The organism is Actinotalea subterranea (genome assembly GCF_008364845.1).
Taxonomy (GTDB): domain Bacteria; phylum Actinomycetota; class Actinomycetes; order Actinomycetales; family Cellulomonadaceae; genus Actinotalea; species Actinotalea subterranea.
Genome location: NZ_VTTP01000002.1, coordinates 170,637 through 195,429, shown reverse-complemented (window position 1 = coordinate 195,429; position 24,793 = coordinate 170,637). Strand labels below are relative to the sequence as shown.

Sequence of the window (24,793 nt, the reverse complement as noted above, 5' to 3'; positions counted from 1 at the left end):
CCGCGCCCCGCACCGTGCGGCCAGCGTCATCAGCGACGTGACGCGGGTCAGCATACGCCCAGACTCGCCGTGCCCGCGCGCGCGTCCTGCGTCCGCCGGACGGTCAGGTCACTTGATGGCGCCTCGCGTGACCCCCGAGATGACCCAGCGCTGGGCGACCAGGTAGACGAGCAGCAGCGGCACCATGGCCATGAGGTAGGACGCGAAGGCCACCGGGTAGTTGGTGCTGAACTGGCTCTGGAACACGTACTGCTGGAGCGGCAGGGTCGCGGCACGCGGGTCGGAGACGATCACGAGCGGCAGGAGGAAGTCGTTCCACGCCCACAGGCACGTGAGGATGCCGACCGTCGCGTTCATCGGCGCGAGCAGGGGGAAGATCACGCGCCAGAACGTGGTCCACGTGCTCGCCCCGTCCATCGTCGCGGCCTCCTCGAGCTCCCGCGGGATCGAGTTGATGTACGCGACGAACACGAACACGTTGAACGACAGGCCGTAGACCGTGTACAGGAGGATGAGTCCCACCTGGTTGTCGAGGCCGAGGATCGCGGTCTCCTTGGCGACGGGCAGCATGAGGATCGGGAACGGGACGAAGAGCGCGGACACGAAGTAGAAGAACAGGCCCTTGAACACCCGGCGGTGCATGTTCCGCGCGATCGCGTACGCGACCATCGAGTTGGTCAGCAGCGTGAGCACGACGGCCCCGACCGTCACGACGGCGCTGTTGAGGGCCGAGCGCGGGAAGTCCGTGAGCGTCCACGCGTCCGCGAAGTTCGCCCAGCGCACCTCGGTCGGCAGCCCGAAGCCGGCGCCCGTGAGCTGGTCCGGCGTCTTGAGGGCCGTGACCACGGCGAAGTACAGCGGCACCGCGATCGTGAGGGCCAGGAACACCAGGAGGCCCGTGAGCCACCAGTTCACCCGGCCCTCGGGGCCGGCCCGACGCGAGCGGCGGCGCGACGGCACCCCGGGCACGTCCGGGCGGTCGGGCGGGAGCCCCGACCCGGCCCGCGGCGGGGCCGCGACGCTCGGCCCGGTCACGCCGACACCTCCCGGCGCTGCAGCACGCGGAGCTGGAAGACCGCGAGCACGACGATGACGACCATGAAGACGACGGCGTTCGCGAGCTGGTACCCGTACTCCCCACCCTGGAAGCCCCCCTTGTAGATGAGCACCCCGACGGACTCCGTCGCGGTCCCGGGACCGCCCGCGGTCATCGCCATGATGTGGTCGAACACCTGGAGGTACCCCTTGAGCGCGAGGACCATGTTGATGGTGAAGAACGCCGCGATCATCGGGAACGTGATGCTGCGGAAGCGTCGCCACGCGCTCGCGCCGTCCAGGGACGCGGCCTCGTAGAGCTCCGGCGGGACCGTCTGGAGACCGGCGAGGTAGAGCACGATGTTGAACGCCGTTCCCTGCCAGACCGCGAGCACCACGATGCCGATCCACGCCAGGTCCGGGTCCGCCAGGATCGACGACGACAGGCGTGCGCTGCCGAGCGCCTCCCCGATCGCGGGCAGGGAGAACGTGAACAGGTACTGGAACACGTAGCCGACGACGAGGATCGCCAGCACGTTGGGGATGAAGTACACCCCGCGCAGGGCGGTCTTGAACCGGATCTTGCCGTTGAGCGCGACCGCGAGCGCAAGGGCGACGACGTTCGTCAGGATCGTGGCGACCACCGCGAACTGCGCCGTGAACAGGTACGCGTCGCGGACTCGCGGGTCGCTCAGCAGGGCGACGTAGTTCGCGAGGCCGACTGCCTCCCACGCCCCGTACCCGGGCGAGTCGGTGAAGCTGAAGAACACGCCCTGGAGCACTGGCACCGTGTGGAACACGAAGAAGAGCACGAAGGCCGGGACGACCATCCACACGAACGCCCGCGGGAGCCGCGCCGCCACGAGCGTGCGACGGGGCGGGGCGGAGTCGGTCGGCCGGTCGACCGGCTGGACGGAGGTCACGACGCCGCCGCCCCGAGACCCCACGTGCGCCGCAGCGCGACGCGGTCCCAGCTCGCGTCGAGCTCAGCCAGGAACGCGTCGAGGTCACCGTCGGTGAGGTACTGCTGCAGCAGCGGTGCGAGCGGGATGGCCGGGATGAACTGGTGGTCGGTGAAGCCCACGAGCCTTTCCTCCTCGATGAACGGCTGGATGCCGGCGAGCGCAGGGTCCTCGTTGACCGAGCCCTCGAGCACGGGGATCGCGACCTGCGCCTCCGCGTACTCCTGGATGACCTCGGGCTGCATGAGGAACTCGATGAACCGTTGCGCCTCCTCCGGGTGGGGGGCGTCGGCGCCCGCGGTCACGAGCACGTCGACGCCCGAGACGAGCGTCGTCTCGGCCGGGTCGTCGGTGCCGGGCAGCGCGAAGGAGCCGACCGTGAACGTCGGCTCGAACGAGCGGATCTGCGGCACGGCGTAGCTGCCGATGAGCAGCATCGCCGACTCCCCCTCGGCGAACGCGCGCGTGCCGTCCTGGTAGCCGACGGCACCGGCGTCCGGCTGCGTGTGCTCGAAGAGGGTGCCGAGCCGTTCGATCGGCTCGCGCCACCCCTCGGCGAACGTGGTCTCGCCGGCGAAGCGGGCCTCGAAGAAGTCCTCGGGAGCGCCCTGGGCCGTCAGGGGTGCCATGGGCGACTGCGCGGTCCACGCGTCGGCGAGCATGCCGTAGAACGGCACGACGCCCGCGTCCTCGAACGTCCGCGCGGCCGTGACCAGCTCCTCGAACGTCTCGGGAGGCTCCACACCGTGCTCCGCGAAGAGCTCGACGTTGTAGAGCACCCCCGACGCGTTGGCGGCGAACGGGACGCCGTTGACCTCGCCGGGCGACCCCGCGCCGAGCTCACGGACGACGTCGACGTAGCTCTCCTTGACCCCGTCCAGCACGGGGTCGTCGGCGAAGTCCGCGAAGACCCCCGCCGAGGCGAGCTCGCCGAACGTCCCGTTGCCGTTGAGGGTCAGGACGTCCGGCACGTCGTTCTTGACCAGGCGCGTGCGCAGGGCCGTCTCGGCGTCGGGCACGTTCTGCACCAGCACGTCGATGTCCGGGTTCTCCGCCTCGAAGCGCTCGGCGAGCTCCTCGAAGTACGCGACCGCCTCGCCCTTGAACTGGAAGAACGTGAGGGTCGTGCGCCCGGCCTCCCCGGAGCACGCACCGAGCGGCAGCACGAGCGCGGCGCAGGCCGCCAGCCCTGCGAGCCGGGTGCCGGACGGTCTCATACCCACCCCCTGGGTCCGTCGCGACCGAGCCCTCGGGCCCAAGTCGCTGCCGCCCGAGCCACGCTGCCCGGGTACGACGTGGTCCAGTGTCGGCCCGGTCCGCGCGGTCGGCACCTCGAGCGCTCGGGAGCCGCCGACCCACGCCGGCGCGGCCCCGTCCGGGCCCGGTGCGTGCGGGCTACCAGTCGACGGCGGGCAGACCGTCCAGGCTCTGGGCGTTCTTGGTCGCGCGGTAGCGCACGAGGTCGTCGGCGGACCTGCGGCCGTTCGCCCGGTCCAGCAGGTCACGGTCCGCGACGTGCTCCATGAGCGGCACCGCGAACCCGCAGGAGTCCGAGACGCGCTCGACGTCCACCACGACCACGGCCCGCGGGCCCGGGTGCACGGGGAACCGTCCTTCCCACGTCGCGAACTCGGGGTCGACCGATGCCACCACCCGGCCCCGGCCGTGGAGGCGGACGACGTTCGGCGGGCCGGTGAACGCGCACAGCATCACGGTGATGCGGCCGTTCTCCCTCAGGTGCGCGATGGTCTCCGCCCCGGAGGCGGTCAGGTCGAGGTAGGCGACCGTGTGCGGGTCGATCACCCGCAGGGTCCCCCTCCCGCCCTTGGGCGACACGTTGACGCGTCCGTCGGCGGCCAGGGGTGCCGTCGCGACGAAGAACACGGGCTGGGACTCGATGAACGTCGCCAGCCGCTCACCGATCGACTCGTGGACCTTGCCCACCCACGCACCTTCCTGCCGTCGGGCCGGGCCGTCAGATGAGGACGGCGCCCTTGCTCGCGGACTGGACGAGCTTCGCGTACTTCGCGAGCACGCCGCGCGTGTACGTGGGCGGCAACGGCTCCCAGCCCACCGCACGCTCCGCGAGCACCGCCGGGTCGACGAGCAGGTCGAGCAGGCCGTTCGCCACGTCGAGGCGGATCCGGTCACCGTCGCGCACGAAGGCGATCGGGCCGGCGTCGACCGCCTCGGGAGCGACGTGCCCGACGCACAGGCCCGTTGTCCCGCCCGAGAACCGGCCGTCGGTGAGGAGCAGCACGTCCTTGCCCAGGCCGGCACCCTTGATCGCACCGGTGATGGCGAGCATCTCGCGCATGCCCGGCCCGCCCTTGGGGCCCTCGTACCGGATCACGACGACGTCGCCCGCGACGATCGTGCCGTCCTCCAGGGCGTCCATCGCGGCCCGCTCCCGCTCGAAGACGCGCGCGGTGCCCTCGAACACGTCGGAGTCGAATCCGGCGCTCTTGACGACGGCCCCCTCGGGTGCGAGCGACCCGTGCAGGATCGTGATGCCACCCGTGCGGTGGATCGGGTTGTCGAGCGCCCTCAGGATCTTGCCGTCCGGGTCGGGCGGTGCGATGTCGGCGAGGTTCTCGGCGACCGTCCGGCCCGTCACCGTGAGGCAGTCGCCGTGGAGCAGGCCCGCGTCGAGCAGGGCCTTCATGATCACCGGGACGCCGCCGATGCGGTCGACGTCGTTCATCACGTAGCGGCCGAACGGCTTGAGGTCACCCAGGTGCGGGACCTTCGCCGCGACCCGGGAGAAGTCGTCGAGGGTCAGCTCGACCTCGGCCTCGTGCGCGATCGCGAGGAGGTGGAGCACCGCGTTCGTCGACCCGCCGAACGCCATGACGACGGCGATCGCGTTCTCGAACGCCTCCTTGGTCATGATCTGGCGCGCCGTGATGCCCCGGCGCAGCAGCTCGACGACGGCCTCCCCCGAACGCTGCGCGAAGACGTCGCGGCGGCGGTCCGCCGACGGCGGCGCCGCGGACCCGGGCAGCGACATCCCCATGGCCTCGGCCACGGACGCCATCGTGTTTGCCGTGTACATGCCGCCGCACGCGCCCTCGCCGGGGCAGATCGCGCGCTCGATGCGGCCGAGGTCCTCGCGGCTCATCAGCCCGCGCGCGCACGCCCCGACGGCCTCGAACGCGTCGATGATCGTGACGTCCTTCTCGGTGCCGTCGCTCAGCTTGACGAAGCCCGGCGCGATCGAGCCCGCGTAGAGGAAGACCGACGCGAGGTCCAGTCGTGCCGCGGCCATGAGCATGCCGGGGAGCGACTTGTCGCAGCCCGCGAGGAGGACCGACCCGTCGAGCCGCTCGGCCATCATCACGGCCTCGACGCTGTCCGCGATGATGTCGCGCGAGACGAGCGAGAAGTGCATGCCCTCGTGCCCCATGGAGATGCCGTCCGACACCGAGATGGTGCCGAACTCGAGCGGGAACCCGCCACCCGCGTGCACACCGTTCTTCACGGCCTTCGCGAGGCGGTCGAGCGAGAGGTTGCACGGCGTGATCTCGTTCCAGGACGACGCGACACCGATCTGCGGCTTGGCGAAGTCCTCGTCGCCCATCCCGACGGCCCGCAGCATGCCGCGCGACGCCGTCGCCTCGATCCCGTCGGTCACCTGCCGGCTGCGCGGCTTGATGTCGACTGCTGCGTCCGGGGCCGGGGTGGTGTCGCTCATGACGCGGAGTCTAGGTCGACCACGTCACGCGCCACAGTGGAGGGTCAGGGCGGGACGGCGCGCCGGACCCCTCCGCGGCGCGCCCGCGGGTCATCCGCGTGCCTGCCACGTGCACACGCACACCTCGTTGCCCTCCGCGTCGGCGAGGACCCAGAAGGCCGGGGCACGGCGGTCGCTCACCAGGTGGCCCCCGGCGGCGACCGCGGCCGCGACGCGCTGCTCCGCGACGTCGTGCGGCACCGAGACGTCGAGGTGGATCCGGTTGCGTTGAGGTCGCGGCGCGTCCATCTGCTGGAACCACACTGACGGGCCGACGCCCAGCGGGTCGACGAGCGCCGGGGACGCGTCGTCCGCGGCGACGCGCTCGTCCTCGTACCCCAGGACCGCACGCCAGAAGGGCACGACCGCGGGGATGTCGAGGGCGTCGACCGCGACCTCGAAGCCCTGGGGCTGCGCGGTCACGGCCTCGATCCCGAGGTCGTCGACGACGCCGCTGATCGCCGCCGCGAGGGCGACGTCACGCTCGGTGAGCGCGCCGACGTCATGCGACCACGTCGAGACGTGCACGGCGGGGTAGCGCAGGTCCACGTCGGGATGGTGGCCGAGCTCCTCGGCGACCTCGGTCACGCGTCCGACGAGCGCCGCCCCGCGCACGAAGCTGCCCGTGCGGAACGTCCCGTGCACGCGGCCCAGGACGACCCGCCAGTGCCTCGCGTCGATGCGCTCGGTGACCTCGGAGTCCGTCAGCCTCTGGCCCATCGCGTCACTGTCGCACCGGATCCGCCGCGCGTCGAGCCTGCGCCTCGGACTGCAGGCTCGATGCCGCACGCACGTCGACGTGGGCCTGCGCGGGTCGGACGGGCCGACGGTCGGACGCGGCCGTCAGCCGCGGCGGTCAGCTGGCGGGGACGTACTCGACCTGGTCGACGTGGGCGACGGTCGTCGTCGGGCGGCCGTTGCTCGACGCCACGACCCCGATCCACAGGCCGAGGAACCCGCCGGCCGCGGCGCTGTCGAGCGTCCGCCCGTCCGCGACCGCCACCGTCACGGGCCCGGACCCGGGCTGGTCGAGGACGAGCCGGTAGTCCTGGTCATGGACGTCGACGGCGAGCGTCACGGCGTCGTCGGACGCACCGCGCTCGCCGGGCGTGGCGAGGACGGCCTCGCCGATCACCGTCTCCACGCCGCCTCGCACGTGGGTGGCGACCACCCGGCGACCCGTGCGGCCGTCGTCGTCGGCACGGACCGTGAGGCGCACGTGGTCGCGCTCGGACTGCCGGATCGCGAGCCCGACCTCCTCGCCGGGGGCCAGGGCGGCCCGGACGGTGGCCCGCACCACGAGCTGCCGGTGCGCCTGGCGCAGGCCCAGGAACGCGGGCACGTCGACGTCGGCGAGCGTGCTCGGCCGCAACGGCAGGTCCCAGCCGTCCCCGCGCGGCGCGGCGACCTGGGACGGGAGGCCCCGCACGGCGGTCCAGCGCCCGTCGTGCGGCGGGACGAGGCCGCTGGGCGCGGGCGCCGGGGCCCCGGCGAAGGGGACGTCGACGACCTCGGGGACGCGCCCCTCGCCGGGCGCGAAGACCGGCCAGCCGTCCTCCCACGTGACAGGGACGAGAAACGTCTCGCGGCCCAGCGGGTAGTGGTAGCCGCCGTAGGTGCGCATGCCGAGCAGCACGGCCCACCAGGAGCCGTCGGGCGCCTGCGCCAGGTCGGCGTGCCCGACGCCGACCAGGTCGGCCCCGCGGCCGAGGTGCCGGTGCGTGAGCACGGGGTTCCCGCGGCAGCCCTCGTAGGGGCCCGTGACGGCCGACGCGCGCGCCACCGAGACCGCGTGGTGGAAGTCCGTCCCGCCCTCGGCCGCGAGCAGGTAGTACGTGCCGTCGACCTTGTACAGGTGCGGGCCCTCGGCCCAGACCGCACCACGCACCGCGCCGCTCCACAGCACGTGCTCGGGCCCGACGAGCTGCCGGGTCTCGAGGTCGAGCTCACGGACCCAGACCTCGGTCTGGTCGTGCCACTCGGGCTCGTCCACGAGACGCGTGCCGTGCACCCACGCGCGGTCGTCGTCGTCGAAGAACAGCGACGGGTCGATGCCCGCGACACCGAGCCACGTGGGGTCCGACCACGGGCCCGCGGGGTCCGTCGCGGTCATCACGAAGTTGCCGCCGCGGCTCGGGTCGGCCTGGTCCACGAGCGTGCACACGACCCAGAAGACCCCGCGATGGTACCGCAGCGTCGGCGCGTACAGGCCCCCGGACGAGGCGATGCCCGCGTAGTCGAGCTGCCCCGGGCGGTCGACGACGTGCCCGATCTGCTCCCACGTGGCCAGGTCCCGGCTCCGGAAGACCGGGAGCCCCGGCAGGTACTCGAACGTGGACGTGACCAGGTAGAAGTCGTCACCCACCCGGCAGATCGACGGGTCCGGGTAGCACCCGGGCAGGATCGGGTTGCGGACGGCCGTCATGCGCCGTCGACCGACGCCTGCACCCAGCGCGCGTCCGCGGTCGTGACCTCGTGGACCGGGCCGGTGATCGCCACGACGGCGCGGTGCGTGGCCGAGCCCGGTGCGCCGGTCGCGGCGCCCTTCGCAGCGCTCGGGATCGCGCCACCCGTGGTGCCCCCCGTCGACACGGGGCCTGAGGACACGGCCGACGCCGCGGCGTCCGACCCGACCCAGACCTCGACGTCGCCCGGCTCCACGATGCGCACCATCCTCCGGTCGGAGAACGCGAAGCGCGTCGTCGGGACCGCGAACCTCACGCGTGCCGACTCGCCGGGGCCGAGCGTGACCCGCGTGTAGCCCAGCAGCTGCGCCACCGGCCGGGTCACCGACGCGACCGCGTCGTGCCCGTAGAGCTGCACGACCTCCGTGCCAGCGACCGCGCCCGTGTTCGTCACCGTGACGGCTGCCGCGAGCTCCTCGCCGGCCTGCACCTGCGCGTCGACCACCAGGTCGGAGTACCCGAACGTGGTGTAGGAGAGGCCGAAGCCGAAGGCACGCACCGGGGTCGGGTCCGCGGCCGTCACGTCGGACGGCCCGCCGAGCACCGGCTGGAGGTAGGAGTAGGGCTGCGACCCCGACGTGCGGGGCAGCGACACGGGCAGGCGTCCCGAGGGGTTGACCCGACCGGTCAGGACGTCAGCGATCGCGAGACCGCCCGCCTCGCCCGGGAAGAACGCCTGCAGCACGGCACCAGGGCGCGGGCCCTCGCCGTCGAGGGCCCACCCGATCGCGTACGGACGGCCCGTGAGCAGCACCATCACCACGGGCGTACCCGTGGCGAGCACGGCCTCGACGAGCTCGCGCTGCCGACCGGGCAGCTCGAGCGACTCCACGTCGTTCCCCTCGCCCACGGTGCCCCGGCCGAACAGCCCGGCCTGGTCACCGACGACCACGACCGCGACGTCCGCGGCAGCAGCCGCCGCGACGGCCTCGTCGAAGCCCGACGTGTCGTCGCCCTCGACCTGGCAGCCCTCGGCCACGACGACGTCCGCGTCCGGCATGCCCGCGTCCCCGAAGGTCGCCCGCAGCGCGTCTGCCACCGTCGGGATCTCCAGGCCCGTCGGCACGTCCGGGTGGTGGGCCAGGACGTGGTTGACGAACGAGTAGCAGCCCATGAGGGCCTCGCCCCGGTCCGCGTTGGGCCCGATGACCGCGACCTGCGCCGGCGGCGTCTCCCAGCGGTTCAGCGGGAGGACCCCGTCGTTGGCCAGCAGGACGAGCGACTCGTCCGCGAGGCGGCGGGCGAGGTCGCGGTGGCGCGGCGAGTCGAGGTCGACCGCCGAGGGCGGGTCGTCCTCGAACGCACCCGGCTCGAGGAGGCCCAGGGCCTCCTTCTGGCTCAGGGCGCGCAGCACGGCCCGGTCGACGTACGCCTCGTCGAGCGCACCCGAGCGCACCCGCTCCGCGAGCGGCTCGAGGTACGCGTCGCCCGACGGCAGCTCGACGTCGATGCCGGCCACGAGGGCCTGCGCCGCGGCCTCGCCGCGGTCGGCCGCGACGCGGTGCATGACCTCGAGGAAGGCGACCGCGAAGTAGTCCGCGACCACGACCCCGTCGAAGCCCCAGCGACCGCGCAGCACATCCGTGAGGTACTGCGGGGTCGCCGCCACGGGGATGCCGTCGATCTCGGTGTACGCGTTCATGACCGAACGGGCGCCGCCGTCGAGCACGGCCATCTCGAACGGGGGCAGGAACACGTCCGCGACCTCACGCGGCCCCGCGCTCACGGGCGCGTGGTTGCGTCCGCCGCGCGAGCCCGAGTAGCCGACGAAGTGCTTGAGGGTCGCGTGGACCCCCGCGTCCTGGAGCCCCCGGACGAACGACGTCCCGACGGTCCCGACCAGGTACGGGTCCTCGCCGATGCACTCGTCGACACGGCCCCAGCGCGGGTCGCGCACGACGTCGAGGACCGGTGCGAGTCCCTGGTGCACGCCGAGGGCACGCATCGAGTCACCGATCGCCACGGCCATCTCGCGGACCAGTTCGGGGTCGAACGAGGCCCCCCACGCCAGCGGCGTCGGGAAGGTCGCCGCGCGCCACGCCGCGAGACCCGTGAGGCACTCCTCGTGGACCAGCGCGGGGATGCCCAGCCGGGTCTCCCGCTTCAGGCGACGCTGCTCCGCCCAGAGCCAGGCGGCCCGCTCGACCGGGTCGACCGGGCGGGTGCCGTACACCCGCGTGTAGTGGCCGATCCCGTGGGTCGTGATCGCGGGCAGTGTGCCCGGGTCGCCCTGGCCCGCAGCCATCTCGGACTGCATCGGGGCGACCGTGCCGTTCTGGTCGAGCCAGTAGCCCACCAGCTGGGCGAGCTTCTCCTCGAGGGTCATGCTCGTCACGAGCGCGCGGACGCGCTCCGACACCTCGGGCTGCACGGTGAGCATCTGAGACACCGAACCGTTCTCCTTCTCGGGTGAACCCACCGCCACGACCTCGTGCATCAGCCCTTGACCGCCCCGGTGAGACCGCCGACGATCCGCCGCTCGAACAGCGAGAAGAAGATGAGCGCCGGGATCATGGACAGGGACGTGAAGGCCAGCACGCGCGCCGTGTCGACGGAGTACTGCGCGGCGAACGCCTGGACGCCGAGCGGCAACGTGTACGCCGTCTCGTCGTTGAGGATGAACAGGGGAAGCATGTAGCTGTTCCAGCTCGCGATGAACGCGAGGATCCCCGTGGTGATGACGCCCGGCAGGGACAGCGGGACGACCATCCGGAAGAAGAAGCCGAGCCGGCTCGCGCCGTCGATGGCCGCCGCCTCCTCGAGCTCCTTCGGGATGGCCCGCAGGAACGGTACGAGGATGATGATCGTCGTCGGCAGCGCGAAGGCGATCTGCGGGAGGATGATCCCCGGGAGGCTGTTCATCAGGCCCAGCTCGCGGACGAGGATGTACAGCGGCGTGATCGCCACCGTCATCGGGAACATCAGCCCTGCCGCGAAGAGCGAGTACAGCGCCGTGCGGCCCTTGAACTCGTAGCGCGCGAGCACGTAGCTGGCCATGACTCCCAGGACGACGACGCCCGCGGTCGTGGCGAGCGCGCTGATGGCCGAGTTGCCCATCTGGCGCCAGAAGATCTCGCTCTGGAGCACGCTCAGGTAGTTGGTGCCCTCCCACGGGCTCGGGAAGCCCGCCGGGTCGCGGATGATCTGCGAGTTGCTCCGGAAGCCGCCGATGACGATGTACGCCACCGGCCCGATGCAGATGCCGACGAAGAAGAACGCGATCAGGTAGGTCATCGGTCCGCTGCGCCCGAGGCGACCTCCGCCGCGCTTGGGCCGGGCGGACCGCTCCGCCGGGAGTGGTGGTGCAGCTACTGCGCTCGCGGTCACTTCTTCTTTCCTTCCGTGAGCGCGCCCTCGGTGTCACGGCGCAGCACGTAGCGCTGGTAGACCAGGGCGACGACCAACGAGATCAGGAACAGTACGACCGCGACAGCGTTGCCGAAGCCGTAGTTCCCTGCGTTGCGGCCGTTCACGACCATGTAGGTGGCCATCGTCGACGTGCCCGCGGTCGCGGCCACGTACTGACCCCAGATGATGTAGACGAGGTCGAACAGCTGCATCGAGCCGATGATCGACAGGAACGCCCAGATGCGGATCGTCGGGCCGAGCAGCGGCAGCGTGATGCGCCGCTGGATCTGCCAGTACGACGCGCCGTCGATGGCGGCCGCCTCGAACAGCTCCTCGGGGATGCTCTGCAGCCCGGCGAGGAACAGGATGACCGCGAACCCGATGTACTTCCAGGTGATGATCATCATCAGGGACCACAGGGCGACGTCCGGGTTGGCGAGCCAGTCGACCTGGAGCGACTCGAGGCCGATGTTCTCCAGGAGCGCGTTGAACGCGCCGGTCGTGCGGAGCATGAGGCTCCAGCCGGTCCCGACGATCACCTCGGACACGACATACGGCACGAAGATGAGCACCCGGACCAGGGAACGCCCGCGCATGCGCTGGTTGAGGAGCAGCGCCAGCGCGATGGCCGCGGGCCCCTGCAGCACCAGCGACATCACGACGATGAAGCCGTTGTGCAGCAGGGCGTCGTGGAACGTGCTGTCCCGGAAGATCGCCAGGTAGTTGTCGAACCCGACGAACTCGGTCGGCGGGCCGAAGCCCTTCCACCGGTAGAACCCGTAGTACGCCGCCATGATCACCGGGAAGATGACGAACGCGAGGAACATGAGGACGGCAGGCCCGGAGAGGAGCGCGATCTCGGCGTGCTTGCGCCAGTCGGGCCCCTTACGCCGTCCCCGGCGAACCGGGGGCGGTGCCGTGACGGCACCACCCCCGGACCGGGAGCGACCCTCGGGCGACGTCTTGGTGAGCGTGTTCTCGCCCAGGGAGTCGCTCATGAGATCTAGCCCTTGGCCGCCGCGTCGTTGACCGCGGTCACGATGCCCTCAGGCGTTCCGCTGCCAGCGAGCATCTCGACGACACCCGCGTTGAGCGCGTTGCCGACGTTCTGGCCGAACTGGGTGTCGAGCCAGACCTGGACGTACGCCGCGTCGTTGTACGCAGCGAGCACGTCGAGCAGTGCGGGGTCGGTCACGACGCCCTGAGCCTCCTGGCTCGCGGGCAGCGTCACGAACGCCTCGGCGTAGGCCTCCTGGCGCTCCTTCGACATGAAGAAGTTGAGGAAGGCGGCGCACTCCTCGGCGGGAGCGTCGGCCGAGCAGGCGTAGCCGTCGACCCCACCCATCATCGCGCTCGGGTCACCCTCGCCGTCCTCGACGGCCGGGAACGGGAACCAGCCCAGGTCCTCCATGGGCTTCTTGTCCGGCGTGAGGTCGGCGATGACGCCCGGGTTCCAGGCGCCCATGAGCTCCATGGCGGCCTGCTCGTTGGCGATCATGCCGGCGGACGAGGCAGCGCTGCCCTGGGCGTCGGTCGTCAGGAAGCCCTCGTGGAACGGCTCGACGGCGGCGAACGCCTGGAGCTCCTCCGCAGCCTTGGTCCAGCACGGGTCCTCGAACTTCACGGCCGCGCCGTCGGTCTCCATGGCCTCCTGCGAGCAGGTGCGCAGCGCGAAGAAGTAGTACCAGTGGGCTGCCGGCCAGGCGGCCTTGCCGCCGAGCGCGATGGGCTCGACGCCGATCGCCTTGATCTTGGCGACCGCGTCCTCGAGCTCGGCCATGGTCTCGGGCGTGCCCTCGATGCCGGCCTGCTCGAACATCGCCTTGTTGTAGTAGATGCCGCCGGGCAGCACGGACGTCGGCATGCCGTAGACCTTGCCGTCGATGCTGAACGCGTTCAGCGTGCCGCCGACCGCCGCCTCGACGTCGTCGGCGATCAGGTCGGTGAGGTCGAGCGCCTGGCCCGCCTCGACGATGTCGGCGAGCTTGCCGCCGCCGCGCGCCATGAAGATGTCAGGTGCGTCGCCGGAGTTCAGCGCCGTCTGGAGCTTTCCGTCCATGTCCTCGTTCTGGATGGACTGGATCTCGACCGTGACGCCGGGGTTGGCGTCCTCGAACTGGGTCGCCGTCTCGTCCCAGTACTCCTTGCCCGGTCCGGTGGTCGAGTTGTGCCAGAACGTCAGCGTGACGTCGCCACCCTCGCCCTCGGAGCCGCCGCCGGTGTCACCGCCGCTGCTACAGGCAGCGAGTAGGGCGGTGGCCATCAGCAGCGCCGTCGGCACCAGAAGCCTTCGTGTGTTCATGAGTCGTCCTCTTCGTTGAGTTGCCCTGCTTGGCAGGCCCGCTGGTGGACCTGGTGTCAGCGGTGTCGAACCGGGGGATGAATGGCGGCGCCGACAGCGACCGCACGGCCTCCCCGGCCGGAGGGGACCCTCACGGACGGCTGGGCCGATGTCTTCACCGATGCGTTCCTCTCGTCGTCGACAGGCTGGCGATTCGCAGCCTCTCAACTTCCGCGAGGCCGTGTCAACCGATATCGATAACGTTATCGAAACGCTATGCTCCCGACATGGATCATCCGGGTCGAGTGACCATCAACGACGTCGCGCGCAGTGCCGGCGTCTCGGTCGCGACAGTCTCGAAGGTCATCAACGGCCGGTACGGCGTGGCGGTCAGCACGTCCGCGAAGGTCCAGGAGGTCATCGACGAGCTCGGCTACGAGTCGAGCCTGGTCGCCCGCAGCCTGCGCAGCACGCGCACGAACGTCATCGGGATCCTGGTCGCGGAGTTCGAGCCGTTCAGCACCGAGCTCCTCAAGGGCACCTCGAGCGCCATCGGCTCGACCGGCTACGAGCTGCTCGCCTACTCGGGCGGCGGCCGTCACGGCGGCAACGTCGGCTGGGAGCGCCGGTACCTCTCCCGCCTGAGCGGGACGCTCATCGACGGCGCGATCCTCGTGACCCCCACCGTCGTCGACGCACGGCCCGGCATCCCGGTCGTCGCCGTCGACCCGCACACCGGCCCGTCGGGCCTGCCGACGGTCGACTCGGACAACCTGCGCGGCGCCGTGCTCGCGACCGAGTACCTCCTGGGCCTGGGCCACCGGCGGATCGGGTTCCTGGGCGGCCGCCCGGACCTCGAGTCGGCTCGGCTGCGCGAGGAGGGCTACCGGACGGCGCTCGCCGCCGCAGGCATCCCGGTCGACCCCGCGCTCATGCGCGTCGGCGGGTACCGGACCGAGACCGCCGACCAGCCCGCGCACGAGCTGCTGACCATGCCCGACCGCCCGACGGCGATCTTCGCGGCCAACGACCTCTCGGCGATCCGCACGATGGACGTCGCGCACACCCTGGGGCTCTCGGTGCCCGACGACGTCTCCATCATCGGGTTCGACAACGTGCCCGAGTCCGCGATGACCACTCCCCCGCTCACGACGATCAACCAGCCGATCCGCCGCATGGGGTCCGAGGCGATCGCGCTGCTCATCGGCCTCATGGACGGCTCGCCGCCCGAGAGCACGCACATCACGCTGCCGACCGAGCTGGTCGAGCGCGGCACGTGCCGGCCCCTGCACTGAGCGCGCCGCAGGCGTCGTAGCAGCGCTGCCGCCGCGACGCCTGCGTCCAGGTGCGAGCCCCCCGGGCCCGCCTCAGTGCGTGAGCTCGACCTCGTCGACGTCCTCGGCACCCTCCCGGATGTGGCGCGTGACCCACGGGGCGAGCCCGAGCAGGGCGAGGCCCGCGACGACGGCGACCGCGCCGGTCCCACCGAAGAACGCCGCCTCGTCGACCCCCTCGGTCGCCGTGATGAGCTGTGCCGTGATCGCGTTGCCCGCGGCCGGCGCGAGGAACCACAGCGCCATCGCCTGGCTGCGGAACGCCGCCGGGGCGAGGAGCGTCGTCGCGGCGAGGCCGACGGGCGACAGGAACAGCTCGCCGACGGTCTGGATCACGTAGACGAGCGCGAGCACCCACGCGGGCGAGCGACCGTCCCCGGCCGCCGCGGCCGCCCCGGCGAGGACGAGGAAGCTCACGCCCGCGAGCGAGAGGCCGATCGCGAACTTCACGGCCGTCGGTGGCCGGTCGTCGAGCCGCACCCACAGCCACGCGAACACCGGCGCGAGCAGGACGATCGACGCCGGGTTCACCGACTGGAAGAGCTCGGGCGAGATCGTCATGCCGAAGACCGACAGCTCGGTGCGGTCGGCCGCGTAGGCCGCCATCGTGCTCGCCGCCTGCTCGAAGATCATCCAGAACAGCATCGCGCCGACGAACAGCGGGACGTAGGCCTTGAGCCGCGACCGCTCACGGTCCGTCACGTGCGGCGAGCGGAACATGACCACGAAGTACGCGACCGGTGCGGCGAACGCGAGGAGCGACATCGTGTCGATGAACGTCGTGACACCCATCTCCCCGGACCGCCACCACGCGACGGCGACCGCGAGCGCGATGCCGCCGATCACGGCGAGACCCGTGCGGAGCAGGGCCGGCCGGTCCTGCGGCTGCAGGGGGTGCGGCACGTCGTCGCCCGCGCCTCCCAGGAGCCGTCGACCGGCCACGAAGAACGCGAGCGCGACCCCCATGCCCACCGCAGCGACGGCGAAGCCCGCGTGGTACCCGCCCCAGGCACGTGCCGCCCCGACGAGGAGCGGCGCAGCGAGCGAGCCGATGTTGATGCCCATGTAGAAGATCGAGAACGCCGAGTCCCGGCGCACGTCCCCGCGCCGGTACAGCTCGCCCACCATCGTCGACACGTTGGGCTTGAGCAGACCCGTGCCGATGGCGACCAGGGCGATGCCCAGGTAGGAGGCCTGCACGTTCGGGACGGTGAGCGCGACGTGTCCCGCGGCGATGACGATGCCGCCGTAGAGCGTCGAGCGACGCGCCCCGAGGACGCGGTCCGCGAGCCAGCCGCCGACGACGGACAGGAGGTACACCGACGTCCCGTAGATCGCGACGAGGGCGGCGCCCGTCGCGCTCGCGATGCCCAGCCCGCCGTCCGCGACCGCGTCGGTCAGGTAGTACAGCAGGATGGCGCGCATCCCGTAGTAGCTGAACCGCTCCCACAGCTCGGTCGTGAAGAGGGTCATCAGCCCGAGCGGGTGTCCGAAGAACGCGCGGTCGCGCGGGACACCGCGCCGGTCGGGGGCATCGAGGCTCGACGTCATTGGTTCATCCTGACCCGGACCGGCCGGACCCGCAGGGCGCAAGGACCCACTCGGCCGCCCGGGACATCCGCTAGCGAAGGTCCGTCAGCCGCGCGCGACCACGTTCTCCAGGTCCTCACCGGCCACGAGGTGCCCGAGCTGGCGACGCAGGAGCGCGGCGAGCCGCGGGGTGGTCGCGTTCGTGTTGCCGCCCAGGTGGGGCGTGATCAGGACCCCCGGGACCTGCCACAACGGGTGGTCCGCGGGCAGCGGCTCCGGGTCCGTCACGTCGAGCGCGGCGCGCAGCCGACCGCTCGAGGTCTCAGCGAGCAGCGCATCCGTGTCGACGACGGCGCCCCGGCCGACGTTGACGAGGAGCGCACCGTCACGCATGCGGGCCAGGAACCCGGCGTCGACCAGCCGGTGCGTGGCGTCCGAGAGCGGGAGCACGGCGATGACGATGTCGACGGTCGGCAGCAGCGCGTCCAGCTCGTCGACGCCGTGCACGTGGACGCCCTGCTCGTCGCGGGCCGTGCGCGCGACACGCACCACCTCGGCCTCGAAGGCGTCGAGCCGGCGCGCGATCGCGGAGCCGATCGCGCCGGCCCCCAGGACGAGGACCCGGCGGTCGGCGAGCGACGCACGCACCTCGGGCTCCCACCGCCCCTCGGGCATCGCCCGGACCGCGTCGACGACACCCCGCTGGGACGCGAGGGTCAGCGCGAGCGCGAGCTCGGCCGTACCCGCGTCGTGGACACCCCGCCCGTTGCAGAGCACGACCCCGGGCGGCACGTGCCCGAGCGCGTGCTCGAACCCGGCGCTCGGGAGCTGGATCGCGCGCAGCGCGGGGAGCTCGGTGACACGCGCGAACATCGCCGCACCGACGGCGAAGTTCGGGACGACGACGACGTCCACCTCGGCCGGGTCCACGCCGACGGGCAGCGGCCCCCGGACGCCCCACTCGACGAGCCGGACCTCGGACGCGACGCCCGGCGGCAGGTCGGCGCGGACGGCGTCGAGCACGTCGGAGTGGGCGATGGTCATGGTCACCATGCGGTGGTCCTCCTCAGGGTCCGTCGGTCCGTCGACTGCCGGCCGCTGGCCGCCGGCCGCGGCGGCGATCGGGCGTGGTCGTCCGTCGGGCGACCACGCCGTACCGCTCAGACCTGCCCGGCCGGGAGCTGGCTCGCGCGGTAGTCGTCCTCGAGGATCGCCATGACGATGGCGTCGCACCAGAACTCGCCGTCGCGGTGGCTCTCCCGCAGGCGTCCCTCGGTCACGAACCCGAGGCTCTCGTAGAGCATGCGTGCGCGCGGGTTGATGCTGAGCACGTCGAGCGACACACGGTGCAGGCCCAGGCCCTCGGGCTGCTCGGCGAACGCGAAGGCGAGGACGAGGCTGATCGCGTCGCCACCGAACCCGCGGCCACGCTGACCGGGCCGCAGCGCGAGCCGGAGGTTCGCGCTCGCCGAGTGGTCGTCGATCTCGTTCAGCACGATCTCGCCCAGGTACTCGTCCGAGCCGTGCGTGATCGCCCAGTCGTGACGCCCCGCCCGGGCGCCGACCGAGCGGCACCACTCGTCGATCTCCTCACGCGTGAACGTCGCCGTGGTCCCCGTCATCCGGTTCCCCTCGGGGTCGTTCGCGACGAGCTCCCACATGCCGTCCGCGTCCTGCGGCTGGATGGGCCGCAGGCGCACCAGCTCCCCCTGCAGCACGGGCGTGTCCATCGGTCCTCCTTGCCCCGCAGCGCCCGGGGGCACGCGGATCGGCGACCAGGGCGCTCAGCCCTGGTTGATGCGTTCCAGGACGAGCTCGCGCACGCGGCCGGCGTCGGCCTGCCCCCGTGTCGCCTTCATGACGGCCCCGATGATCGCGCCGACCGGTCCGAGGTTGCCCGCACGGACCTTCGCCGCGATGTCGGGCTGGGCGGCGAGCGCCTCGTCGACCGCGGCGAGGAGCGCGCCGTCGTCCGAGACGACCTCGAGCCCGCGGGACGCGACGACCTCCTCGGGGCTCCCCTCCCCCGCGAGCACGCCCGCCAGGACCTGACGCGCGAGCTTGTCGTTGATACGGCCCGAGTCGACGAGGCCCTGAAGCTGCGCGATCTGCTCGGGGGTGACCGGCAGGTCGGCGAGCTCGACGCCCTCCGTGTTGGACGTCCGGGCGAGCTCGCCCATCCACCACTTGCGGGCCGCCGCGGGTACGGCGCCCGCAGCGACCGTCGCCTCGATGAGCTCGATCGCGCCGGCGTTGACCACGTCGCGCATCTCGGCGTCGGCGTAGCCCCACTCACCCTGGAGGCGGCGGCGCCGCGCGACGGGAGCCTCGGGCAGCGTCGCGCGGATCTCCTCGACCCAGGCACGGCTCGGGGCGACGGGCACGAGGTCCGGCTCCGGGAAGTAGCGGTAGTCCTCGGCGTCGGACTTGACGCGCCCGGCGGTCGTGATGCCCGTGTCCTCGTGCCAGTGGCGCGTCTCCTGGGTGACCGTGCGACCCGCGTCGAGGATCGCCGCCTGCCGGGAGATCTCGTAGCGGACCGCGCGCTCGACGGACCGGAAGCTGTTGACGTTCTTGGTCTCGGTCCGGGTGCCCAGGGGCGACTCGGGCGTCGGGCGGAGCGAGACGTTGACGTCCGCGCGGACGTTGCCGCGTTCCATCCGGGCCTCGGAGACGCCGAGCCCCCGGAAGATGTCGCGCAGCGTCTGGACGTAGGCGCGCGCGACCTCCGGGGCACGGTCGCCGACCCCCGTGATGGGTCGCGTGACGATCTCCACGAGCGGGATGCCGGCACGGTTGTAGTCGACGAGCGAGTACTCGGCCCCGTGGATGCGGCCGGTGGCGCCTCCCACGTGCGTGTTCTTGCCCGCGTCCTCCTCCATGTGCGCTCGCTCGATCTCGACGCGGACGACCGTGCCGTCCTCGAGCTCGATGTCGATCCAGCCGTCGTGCGCGATGGGCTCGTCGTACTGCGACGTCTGGAAGTTCTTGGGGACGTCCGGGTAGAAGTAGTTCTTCCGCGCGAACCGGCACAGCTCGGCGATCTCGCAGTTGAGCGCGAGGCCGATCTTGATGGCCGACTCGACGGCCGTCCGGTTGAGCACGGGCAAGGACCCCGGCAGGCCCAGGGACACGGGCGTGACCTGCGTGTTCGGCTCGGCGCCGAACTCCGTCGGCGCACCGTCGAACATCTTGCTGGCCGTGCCGAGCTCGACGTGCACCTCGATCCCGATGACCGGGTCGAACCGCGCGACAGCCTCGTCGTAGTCCACGAGGTCGGTGGTGCTCATCGGGCGGTCCCCTCCGTCAGCGGTGCCGTGGGCAGCTCGGGTGCCCGGCTCAGGAGCGGCGCTCCCCAGCCGCGCTCGAGCAGTGCCTCGAGCGCGGCGCCGACCCGGTACAGGCGGTCGTCGGCACGCGCCGGGGCGAGGATCTGGAAGCCCACGGGCAGGCCGTCGTCGGACACGCCGTTGGGCACGGACATGCCGGGGACGCCCGCGAGGTTCGCCGGGATCGTCGCGACGTCGTTGAGGTACATCGCCAGCGGGTCGTCGAGCTTCTCCCCGAGCTTGAACGCCGTGGTCGGCGCCGTCGGCGAGACGAGGACGTCCGCCTGCTCGAACGCCGCCTCGAAGTCGCGCTGGATCAGGGTGCGCACCTTCTGCGCGCTCCCGTAGTACGCGTCGTAGTAGCCCGCGGACAGGGCGTACGTGCCCAGGATGATGCGCCGCTTGACCTCGTCGCCGAAGCCCGCGCCACGCGTCGCGCCCATGACACGCTCGGCCGTCGCCGGGCCGTCCGTCGGGACGACCCGCAGGCCGAACCGCATGCCGTCGAACTTCGCGAGGTTGCTCGACGCCTCGCTCGGCAGGATGAGGTAGTACGCCGCGAGGGCGTACTCGAAGTGCGGGCAGGAGACCTCGACGACCTCGGCGCCAGCGCCGCGCAGGAGCTCGAGCGACTCCTCGAACCGTGCGCGCACACCGGGCTGGTAGCCGTCGCCGTTCAGCTCGTGCACCACGCCGACGCGCACACCCGTGAGGTCGCCGCTGCTGCCGAGGCGCGCCGCACCGACGAGGTCGGGCAGGGGCTCGGGCAGCGATGTCGAGTCGCGGCGGTCGTGGCCGCCGATGACCTCGTGCAGGAGCGCCGAGTCCAGCACCGTGCGGGTCACCGGGCCCGCCTGGTCGAGGCTCGAGGCGAGCGCGATCAGGCCGTAGCGGGAGACGCCGCCGTACGTGGGCTTGACGCCGACGGTGCCCGTGACGGCTCCCGGCTGACGGATGGAGCCGCCCGTGTCCGTGCCGATCGCGAGCGGGGCCTCGTACGCGGCGACCGCCGCAGCGCTCCCGCCGCCCGAGCCGCCCGGGATCCGGTCCAGGTCCCACGGGTTGTGGGTGTTGCCGTACGCGGAGTGCTCCGTCGAGGAGCCCATCGCGAACTCGTCCATGTTCGTCTTGCCGAGGATCGGCATGCCTGCGGCCTTGAGCCGCTCCACCAGCGTCGCGTCGTAGGGCGGGACCCAGCCCTCGAGGATGCGGGAGCCCGCCGTCGTCGGGAGGCCCTTCGTCACGACGACGTCCTTGACGGCGATCGGCACCCCCGCGAGCGGGTGCAGCTCCTCGCCCGCCGCGCGTCGCGCGTCGACGTCCCGCGCGGTCGCGAGCGCCTCCTCGGCTGCGACGTGCAGGAACGCGTGCACCGCCCCGTCGACCGCGGCGATCCGGTCCAGGTGGGCCTGCGTGACCATGACGCTCGTGACCTCGCCCGCCCGCAGCGCGCGCGACAGCTCGTCAGCGCTCATGCGGGTCAGGTCGCGCGTGGCGGTGGCCGCCTCGGCGGCCGGCGTGGTGGACCCGCCGGGCGGGTCCTCGGAACCTGCGACGTGACGGCCGGCCATCAGTCCTCCTCCAGGATCTGGGGGACGGCGAACCGTCCTCCCTCGGCGGACGGTGCGCCCGCGAGGGCGTCCTCGACCGGCAGGGCCGCCTCCACGACGTCCTCACGGAAGACGTTGGTCAGCGGCAGCGGGTGGCTCGTGGCCGGGACGTCGGAGGTCGCGACCTCGCTGACCCGGGCGACGGACTCGACGATCACGTCGAGCTCCCCCGCCAGTCGGTTCAGCTCGGGCTCGGTCAGGTCGATCCTGGCGAGGCCCGCCAGACGCGCGACCTCCTCGCGGGAGATGGTGGACATGGCGGCGAGTCTAGTGGGCGCCGGCCCGCCGCCCGGAGCCGTCCGCCGGTAGGGCTGCCCCTACCCTGGGTCCGCCGGGCAGCAGGATCGTGGTGCGCCCCGGCGCGCCACCAGGATCGAGTCATGACCACGCAGCCGACCGCAGCACCCGCACCGGCGGAGCCCGAGCCCGTCCCGGCACGGCCCGAGCCCGCCGACGTCCCGAGTGGAGACATGCACACGTCACCCGAGCCCGAGGGGCACGACGCCGGGACGCCCGAGGAGGTGGCCTGGACGCCCCAGCCGGCGGCCTGGGCGCCCCAGGAGCAGCCGTCTCCCCTCGCCCAGCTCGGTCGGGACACCGCCTACCTCCTGGCGACCCTGCCCCTCGCGATCCTGTCCTTCACCGTCGCGGTGTCCGGCCTGTCGCTCGCGGCGGGCCTCCTCGTGACGGTCCTCGGCATCCCCGTCGCCGTGGGGACCCTCGCCGCGACCCAGGGCCTCGGGCGTCTCGAGCGCCGCCGCCTCGCCCTGCGCGGGACGGTCCTCGAGCCGATCGTCTACGCACCACCGCGCGGCACCGGCCTGCGCGCGATGTTCAGCACGCTCACCGACCCGCGCCGGTGGGCGACGGCCCTGCACGCGCTGCTGGCCCTGCCGATGTCCGTGCTCACGTGGTCGGTCGCGGTCACGTGGTGGGCCGGTGCGCTCGCCGGGCTCACCTACTGGTTCTGGGCGAACCTGATCCCACGGCAGGAGGACAACATCGGCCTCGCGGAGCTCCTGCACCTCCCGCTCAGCGAGTCCCTGCTCAACGCGATCATCGGCCTCGGGTTCGCCGCGACCCTCATGCCCGTGCTCCGCTGGTGCGTCGGCCTGCACGAGCTCGCCGCGAAGGCGCTCCTGACCGGCGCGTCCCGCCGGGCCCTCGCCGCCCAGGTCCAGGACCTCACCGAGCGCCGCGCCGCGGCCGCCGCCGCGGAGACGCACTCGTTGCGTCGCCTCGAGCGGGACATCCACGACGGCCCGCAGCAGCGGCTCGTCCGCCTCGCGATGGACCTCTCGGTCGCCGAGCGTCGCCTCGACGACGACCCCGAGGCCGCCCGCGAGCTCCTCGCCGCGGCGCGGGCGCAGGCAGCCGAGACGCTCGCGGAGCTCAGGGCGCTCTCCCGCGGCATCGCACCGCCCGTGCTCGCCGACCGCGGCCTCGCCGCGGCCATCACCGCGGTGGCGGCCCGCGCGACGCTCCCCACGAGCGTCGAGGTCGAGCTCCCGTCAGCGGACCGTCCGTCGCCGGCGGTCGAGAACGCGGCCTACTTCATGGTCTGCGAGGCCCTCGCGAACACGATGAAGCACGCGCAGGCGAGCGCCGCGTGGGTTCGCATCCGGCCCGCGGGCCCTGGCGCAGGCGCACGCCTGGTCATCGAGGTCCAGGACGACGGCGTCGGCGGGGCCGCGCTCGGCAAGGGGCACGGGCTCGCCGGGCTCGCCGGCCGCATCGAGGGCCTGGGCGGCGTGCTGACGGTCCACAGCCCGCAGGGCGGGCCGACGACCATCACCGCCAACCTCCCCTGGAGCTGACCGCCCGCGGGTGCTCTCTGGTGCCGCAGCCACGCCCTCACGCAGCGGCTGACCCGCGGATGACGAGCGGGGCGGATGGCGCGGCCCGGTGCACCGGTCCTGGACCGGTGCACCGGGCCGTGTCGGCGGCACGCCATAGTGGTGCCCATGCGCATCGTGCTGGCGGAGGACTCCGTCCTGCTCCGTGAGGGACTCGTCCGGCTCCTCGACGAGGCGGGGCACACCGTCGTCGCCGCGGTCGAGCACGCGGACGCGATCGTCCCCGCAGTCCTCGAGCACCGGCCCGATGTCGCGATCCTCGACGTGCGGATGCCGCCCACGTTCACCGACGACGGCCTGCGGGCCGCCGTGCGCGCCCGCGAGGCGGTGCCCGGCCTGGCGGTGCTCGTGCTGTCGCAGTACGTCGAGGAGTCGTACGCGCGGGACCTCCTCGCCGACGGCCGCGGGGGCGTCGGCTACCTCCTCAAGGACCGGGTCCAGGACCTCGACGCGCTGGCCGACGCGGTGGTGCGGGTCGCCGAGGGCGGCACCGTGCTCGACCCGGACGTCGTGGCGCAGCTCCTCGTCCCCCGGCGGGTCACCGACCCCCTGGGCTCGCTCACCGCGCGGGAGCGCGAGGTGCTCGCCCTGATGGCGGAGGGACGCTCGAACACGGCGATCGCGCAGCGCCTCGTGGTCAGCGACGGCGCCGTCGAGAAGCACGTCGGCAACCTGCTCATGAAGCTCGACCTCACGCCCTCGACCGAGGACCACCGGCGCGTGCTCGCGGTCCTCGCCTGGCTCGACGGCACGCGCACCTGACCCTCACGCGGCGGCGCGTGGGCGTCAGGCGCGCACGTCCTCCAGGGCGTGGCGGACGAGCGCGAGGACGGCGAGGCCGTAGGCGTCGGCCGGGTTGGTCGCCCCGAAGTCGGCCTCCTCACCCGAGGGCGTCCGGGTCGTGACGACCCAGGTGCCCGCGGGCCGCGGCATGGGCGAGGCGATGTGCGCGGTGCCGACCGGTGTCGGCGTGACGACGGGTGTGTCCGGCTCGAGCTCGCCGACGTGGAGCAGGGACACGAACGTCCCGCCCAGCAGCTCCCTGAGCTGGTCCTCGCGAGGCATCCAGAGGGCGTCGTCCTGGGCGACGGAGTCGAGCGCCCACTCCGTGGTGCCGTTGAAGCCCAGGATCGTCCCGCTCGGGTACTGCCGCGCCTCGATGGTCATCTCGCTCAGGGTGAAGACCTCACCCTCGAGGCCGGGCTGCGGGATGACGAAGCGGTCGCCGGCGGCGGGCTTCCACCGCAGGCCCGCGTCACGGAGCTCGGCGGCGAGGTGCTCAGAGATCATGTGCACAGTCTCACCCGAAC

Annotated in this window: 21 protein-coding genes; 3 read left to right on the top strand and 18 right to left on the bottom strand. The window is 72.5% G+C overall.

Annotated elements, in window-relative coordinates; genetic code table 11:
- Positions 1 to 108: 108 nt before the first annotated feature.
- From FZ988_RS03895 to FZ988_RS03845, 11 genes are all read right to left on the bottom strand, one after another.
- Positions 109 to 969 (bottom strand): carbohydrate ABC transporter permease, encoded by an 861-nt coding sequence (locus FZ988_RS03895; protein WP_149203069.1) that lies wholly within the window; start codon positions 967 to 969, stop codon positions 109 to 111.
- A gap of 62 nt (positions 970 to 1,031) precedes the next feature.
- Positions 1,032 to 1,958 carry a carbohydrate ABC transporter permease gene (locus FZ988_RS03890; protein ID WP_246169190.1) on the bottom strand — a complete coding sequence of 309 codons (927 nt, stop codon included), beginning with the start codon at positions 1,956 to 1,958 and terminating at the stop codon, positions 1,032 to 1,034.
- The gene (locus FZ988_RS03885) at positions 1,955 to 3,214 is read right to left on the bottom strand and encodes an ABC transporter substrate-binding protein (protein ID WP_149202701.1); all 1,260 of its coding nucleotides are present in this window, start codon (positions 3,212 to 3,214) and stop codon (positions 1,955 to 1,957) included. The genes FZ988_RS03890 and FZ988_RS03885 overlap by 4 nt, the downstream gene beginning before the upstream one ends.
- A 178-nt stretch (positions 3,215 to 3,392) precedes the next feature.
- On the bottom strand, positions 3,393 to 3,941 hold the full coding sequence (locus tag FZ988_RS03880) for a pyridoxamine 5'-phosphate oxidase family protein (protein ID WP_149202700.1): 549 nt from the start codon (positions 3,939 to 3,941) through the stop codon (positions 3,393 to 3,395).
- Positions 3,942 to 3,972: 31 nt separating this feature from the next.
- On the bottom strand, positions 3,973 to 5,691 hold the full coding sequence (gene ilvD, locus FZ988_RS03875) for a dihydroxy-acid dehydratase (RefSeq protein ID WP_149202699.1): 1,719 nt from the start codon (positions 5,689 to 5,691) through the stop codon (positions 3,973 to 3,975).
- Between the two features lie 90 nt (positions 5,692 to 5,781).
- Positions 5,782 to 6,450 carry a VOC family protein gene (locus FZ988_RS03870; protein ID WP_149202698.1) on the bottom strand — a complete coding sequence of 223 codons (669 nt, stop codon included), beginning with the start codon at positions 6,448 to 6,450 and terminating at the stop codon, positions 5,782 to 5,784.
- A gap of 136 nt (positions 6,451 to 6,586) precedes the next feature.
- Entirely contained in the window at positions 6,587 to 8,155 is a 1,569-nt protein-coding gene (locus FZ988_RS03865) for a glycoside hydrolase family 43 protein (protein WP_149202697.1), read from the bottom strand.
- The gene (locus tag FZ988_RS03860; RefSeq protein WP_149203067.1) at positions 8,152 to 10,575 is read right to left on the bottom strand and encodes a beta-xylosidase/alpha-l-arabinosidase; all 2,424 of its coding nucleotides are present in this window, start codon (positions 10,573 to 10,575) and stop codon (positions 8,152 to 8,154) included. The genes FZ988_RS03865 and FZ988_RS03860 overlap by 4 nt, the downstream gene beginning before the upstream one ends.
- Positions 10,576 to 10,631: 56 nt before the next feature.
- The gene (locus tag FZ988_RS03855) at positions 10,632 to 11,522 is read right to left on the bottom strand and encodes a carbohydrate ABC transporter permease (protein ID WP_246169188.1); all 891 of its coding nucleotides are present in this window, start codon (positions 11,520 to 11,522) and stop codon (positions 10,632 to 10,634) included.
- On the bottom strand, positions 11,519 to 12,541 hold the full coding sequence (locus tag FZ988_RS03850; RefSeq protein ID WP_149202695.1) for a carbohydrate ABC transporter permease: 1,023 nt from the start codon (positions 12,539 to 12,541) through the stop codon (positions 11,519 to 11,521). The genes FZ988_RS03855 and FZ988_RS03850 overlap by 4 nt, the downstream gene beginning before the upstream one ends.
- A gap of 5 nt (positions 12,542 to 12,546) precedes the next feature.
- A complete protein-coding gene (locus FZ988_RS03845) occupies positions 12,547 to 13,845 on the bottom strand; it encodes an extracellular solute-binding protein (RefSeq protein ID WP_149202694.1) in 1,299 nt (432 codons plus the stop codon).
- A 266-nt stretch (positions 13,846 to 14,111) separates the two neighbouring features.
- On the opposite strand from FZ988_RS03845, the gene FZ988_RS03840 reads away from it, so the two are divergent.
- Positions 14,112 to 15,119, top strand: coding sequence for a LacI family DNA-binding transcriptional regulator (locus tag FZ988_RS03840; RefSeq protein WP_149202693.1), 1,008 nt, complete (start codon positions 14,112 to 14,114; stop codon positions 15,117 to 15,119).
- 72 nt (positions 15,120 to 15,191) lie between these two features.
- Here FZ988_RS03840 and FZ988_RS03835 read toward each other — a convergent pair whose 3' ends face one another.
- The 6 genes from FZ988_RS03835 to gatC form a co-directional block, all read right to left on the bottom strand.
- Positions 15,192 to 16,709 carry a peptide MFS transporter gene (locus FZ988_RS03835; RefSeq protein ID WP_149202692.1) on the bottom strand — a complete coding sequence of 506 codons (1,518 nt, stop codon included), beginning with the start codon at positions 16,707 to 16,709 and terminating at the stop codon, positions 15,192 to 15,194.
- 84 nt (positions 16,710 to 16,793) lie between these two features.
- Entirely contained in the window at positions 16,794 to 17,741 is a 948-nt protein-coding gene (locus tag FZ988_RS03830; RefSeq protein WP_149202691.1) for a 2-hydroxyacid dehydrogenase, read from the bottom strand.
- 107 nt (positions 17,742 to 17,848) lie between these two features.
- Positions 17,849 to 18,418 carry a GNAT family N-acetyltransferase gene (locus tag FZ988_RS03825; protein WP_149202690.1) on the bottom strand — a complete coding sequence of 190 codons (570 nt, stop codon included), beginning with the start codon at positions 18,416 to 18,418 and terminating at the stop codon, positions 17,849 to 17,851.
- Positions 18,419 to 18,472: 54 nt separating this feature from the next.
- Complete coding sequence (gatB, locus tag FZ988_RS03820; RefSeq protein ID WP_149202689.1) at positions 18,473 to 19,978, bottom strand: Asp-tRNA(Asn)/Glu-tRNA(Gln) amidotransferase subunit GatB; 1,506 nt, start codon at positions 19,976 to 19,978, stop codon at positions 18,473 to 18,475.
- Complete coding sequence (gatA, locus tag FZ988_RS03815; RefSeq protein ID WP_149203066.1) at positions 19,975 to 21,492, bottom strand: Asp-tRNA(Asn)/Glu-tRNA(Gln) amidotransferase subunit GatA; 1,518 nt, start codon at positions 21,490 to 21,492, stop codon at positions 19,975 to 19,977. The genes gatB and gatA overlap by 4 nt, the downstream gene beginning before the upstream one ends.
- A gap of 95 nt (positions 21,493 to 21,587) precedes the next feature.
- Complete coding sequence (gene gatC / locus FZ988_RS03810; protein WP_149202688.1) at positions 21,588 to 21,884, bottom strand: Asp-tRNA(Asn)/Glu-tRNA(Gln) amidotransferase subunit GatC; 297 nt, start codon at positions 21,882 to 21,884, stop codon at positions 21,588 to 21,590.
- A 123-nt stretch (positions 21,885 to 22,007) separates the two neighbouring features.
- On the opposite strand from gatC, the gene FZ988_RS03805 reads away from it, so the two are divergent.
- Both FZ988_RS03805 and FZ988_RS03800 read left to right on the top strand, forming a co-directional pair.
- Positions 22,008 to 23,444, top strand: a complete 1,437-nt coding sequence (locus tag FZ988_RS03805; RefSeq protein ID WP_149202687.1) for a sensor histidine kinase — start codon at positions 22,008 to 22,010, stop codon at positions 23,442 to 23,444.
- Between the two features lie 147 nt (positions 23,445 to 23,591).
- Positions 23,592 to 24,245, top strand: coding sequence for a response regulator (locus FZ988_RS03800; protein ID WP_149202686.1), 654 nt, complete (start codon positions 23,592 to 23,594; stop codon positions 24,243 to 24,245).
- 24 nt (positions 24,246 to 24,269) lie between these two features.
- Here FZ988_RS03800 and FZ988_RS03795 read toward each other — a convergent pair whose 3' ends face one another.
- Positions 24,270 to 24,773, bottom strand: coding sequence for a pilus assembly protein CpaE (locus FZ988_RS03795; protein ID WP_149202685.1), 504 nt, complete (start codon positions 24,771 to 24,773; stop codon positions 24,270 to 24,272).
- Positions 24,774 to 24,793 lie beyond the last annotated feature (20 nt).

Excerpts from the sequence above, each read along its gene's own strand:
- FZ988_RS03870 (WP_149202698.1), bottom strand. The coding sequence starts at position 6,450 with ATGGGCCAGAGGCTGACGGACTCCGAGGTCACCGAGCGCATCGACGCG.
- gatB (WP_149202689.1), bottom strand. The coding sequence starts at position 19,978 with ATGAGCACCACCGACCTCGTGGACTACGACGAGGCTGTCGCGCGGTTC.
- FZ988_RS03835 (WP_149202692.1), bottom strand. The coding sequence starts at position 16,709 with ATGACGTCGAGCCTCGATGCCCCCGACCGGCGCGGTGTCCCGCGCGAC.
- FZ988_RS03860 (WP_149203067.1), bottom strand. The coding sequence starts at position 10,575 with ATGCTCACCGTGCAGCCCGAGGTGTCGGAGCGCGTCCGCGCGCTCGTG.
- FZ988_RS03825 (WP_149202690.1), bottom strand. The coding sequence starts at position 18,418 with ATGGACACGCCCGTGCTGCAGGGGGAGCTGGTGCGCCTGCGGCCCATC.
- gatA (WP_149203066.1), bottom strand. The coding sequence starts at position 21,492 with ATGAGCGCTGACGAGCTGTCGCGCGCGCTGCGGGCGGGCGAGGTCACG.
- FZ988_RS03850 (WP_149202695.1), bottom strand. The coding sequence starts at position 12,541 with ATGAGCGACTCCCTGGGCGAGAACACGCTCACCAAGACGTCGCCCGAG.
- FZ988_RS03805 (WP_149202687.1), top strand. The coding sequence starts at position 22,008 with ATGACCACGCAGCCGACCGCAGCACCCGCACCGGCGGAGCCCGAGCCC.
- gatC (WP_149202688.1), bottom strand. The coding sequence starts at position 21,884 with ATGTCCACCATCTCCCGCGAGGAGGTCGCGCGTCTGGCGGGCCTCGCC.
- FZ988_RS03795 (WP_149202685.1), bottom strand. The coding sequence starts at position 24,773 with ATGATCTCTGAGCACCTCGCCGCCGAGCTCCGTGACGCGGGCCTGCGG.
- FZ988_RS03865 (WP_149202697.1), bottom strand. The coding sequence starts at position 8,155 with ATGACGGCCGTCCGCAACCCGATCCTGCCCGGGTGCTACCCGGACCCG.
- FZ988_RS03840 (WP_149202693.1), top strand. The coding sequence starts at position 14,112 with ATGGATCATCCGGGTCGAGTGACCATCAACGACGTCGCGCGCAGTGCC.
- FZ988_RS03885 (WP_149202701.1), bottom strand. The coding sequence starts at position 3,214 with ATGAGACCGTCCGGCACCCGGCTCGCAGGGCTGGCGGCCTGCGCCGCG.
- ilvD (WP_149202699.1), bottom strand. The coding sequence starts at position 5,691 with ATGAGCGACACCACCCCGGCCCCGGACGCAGCAGTCGACATCAAGCCG.
- FZ988_RS03845 (WP_149202694.1), bottom strand. The coding sequence starts at position 13,845 with ATGAACACACGAAGGCTTCTGGTGCCGACGGCGCTGCTGATGGCCACC.
- FZ988_RS03800 (WP_149202686.1), top strand. The coding sequence starts at position 23,592 with ATGCGCATCGTGCTGGCGGAGGACTCCGTCCTGCTCCGTGAGGGACTC.
- FZ988_RS03830 (WP_149202691.1), bottom strand. The coding sequence starts at position 17,741 with ATGGTGACCATGACCATCGCCCACTCCGACGTGCTCGACGCCGTCCGC.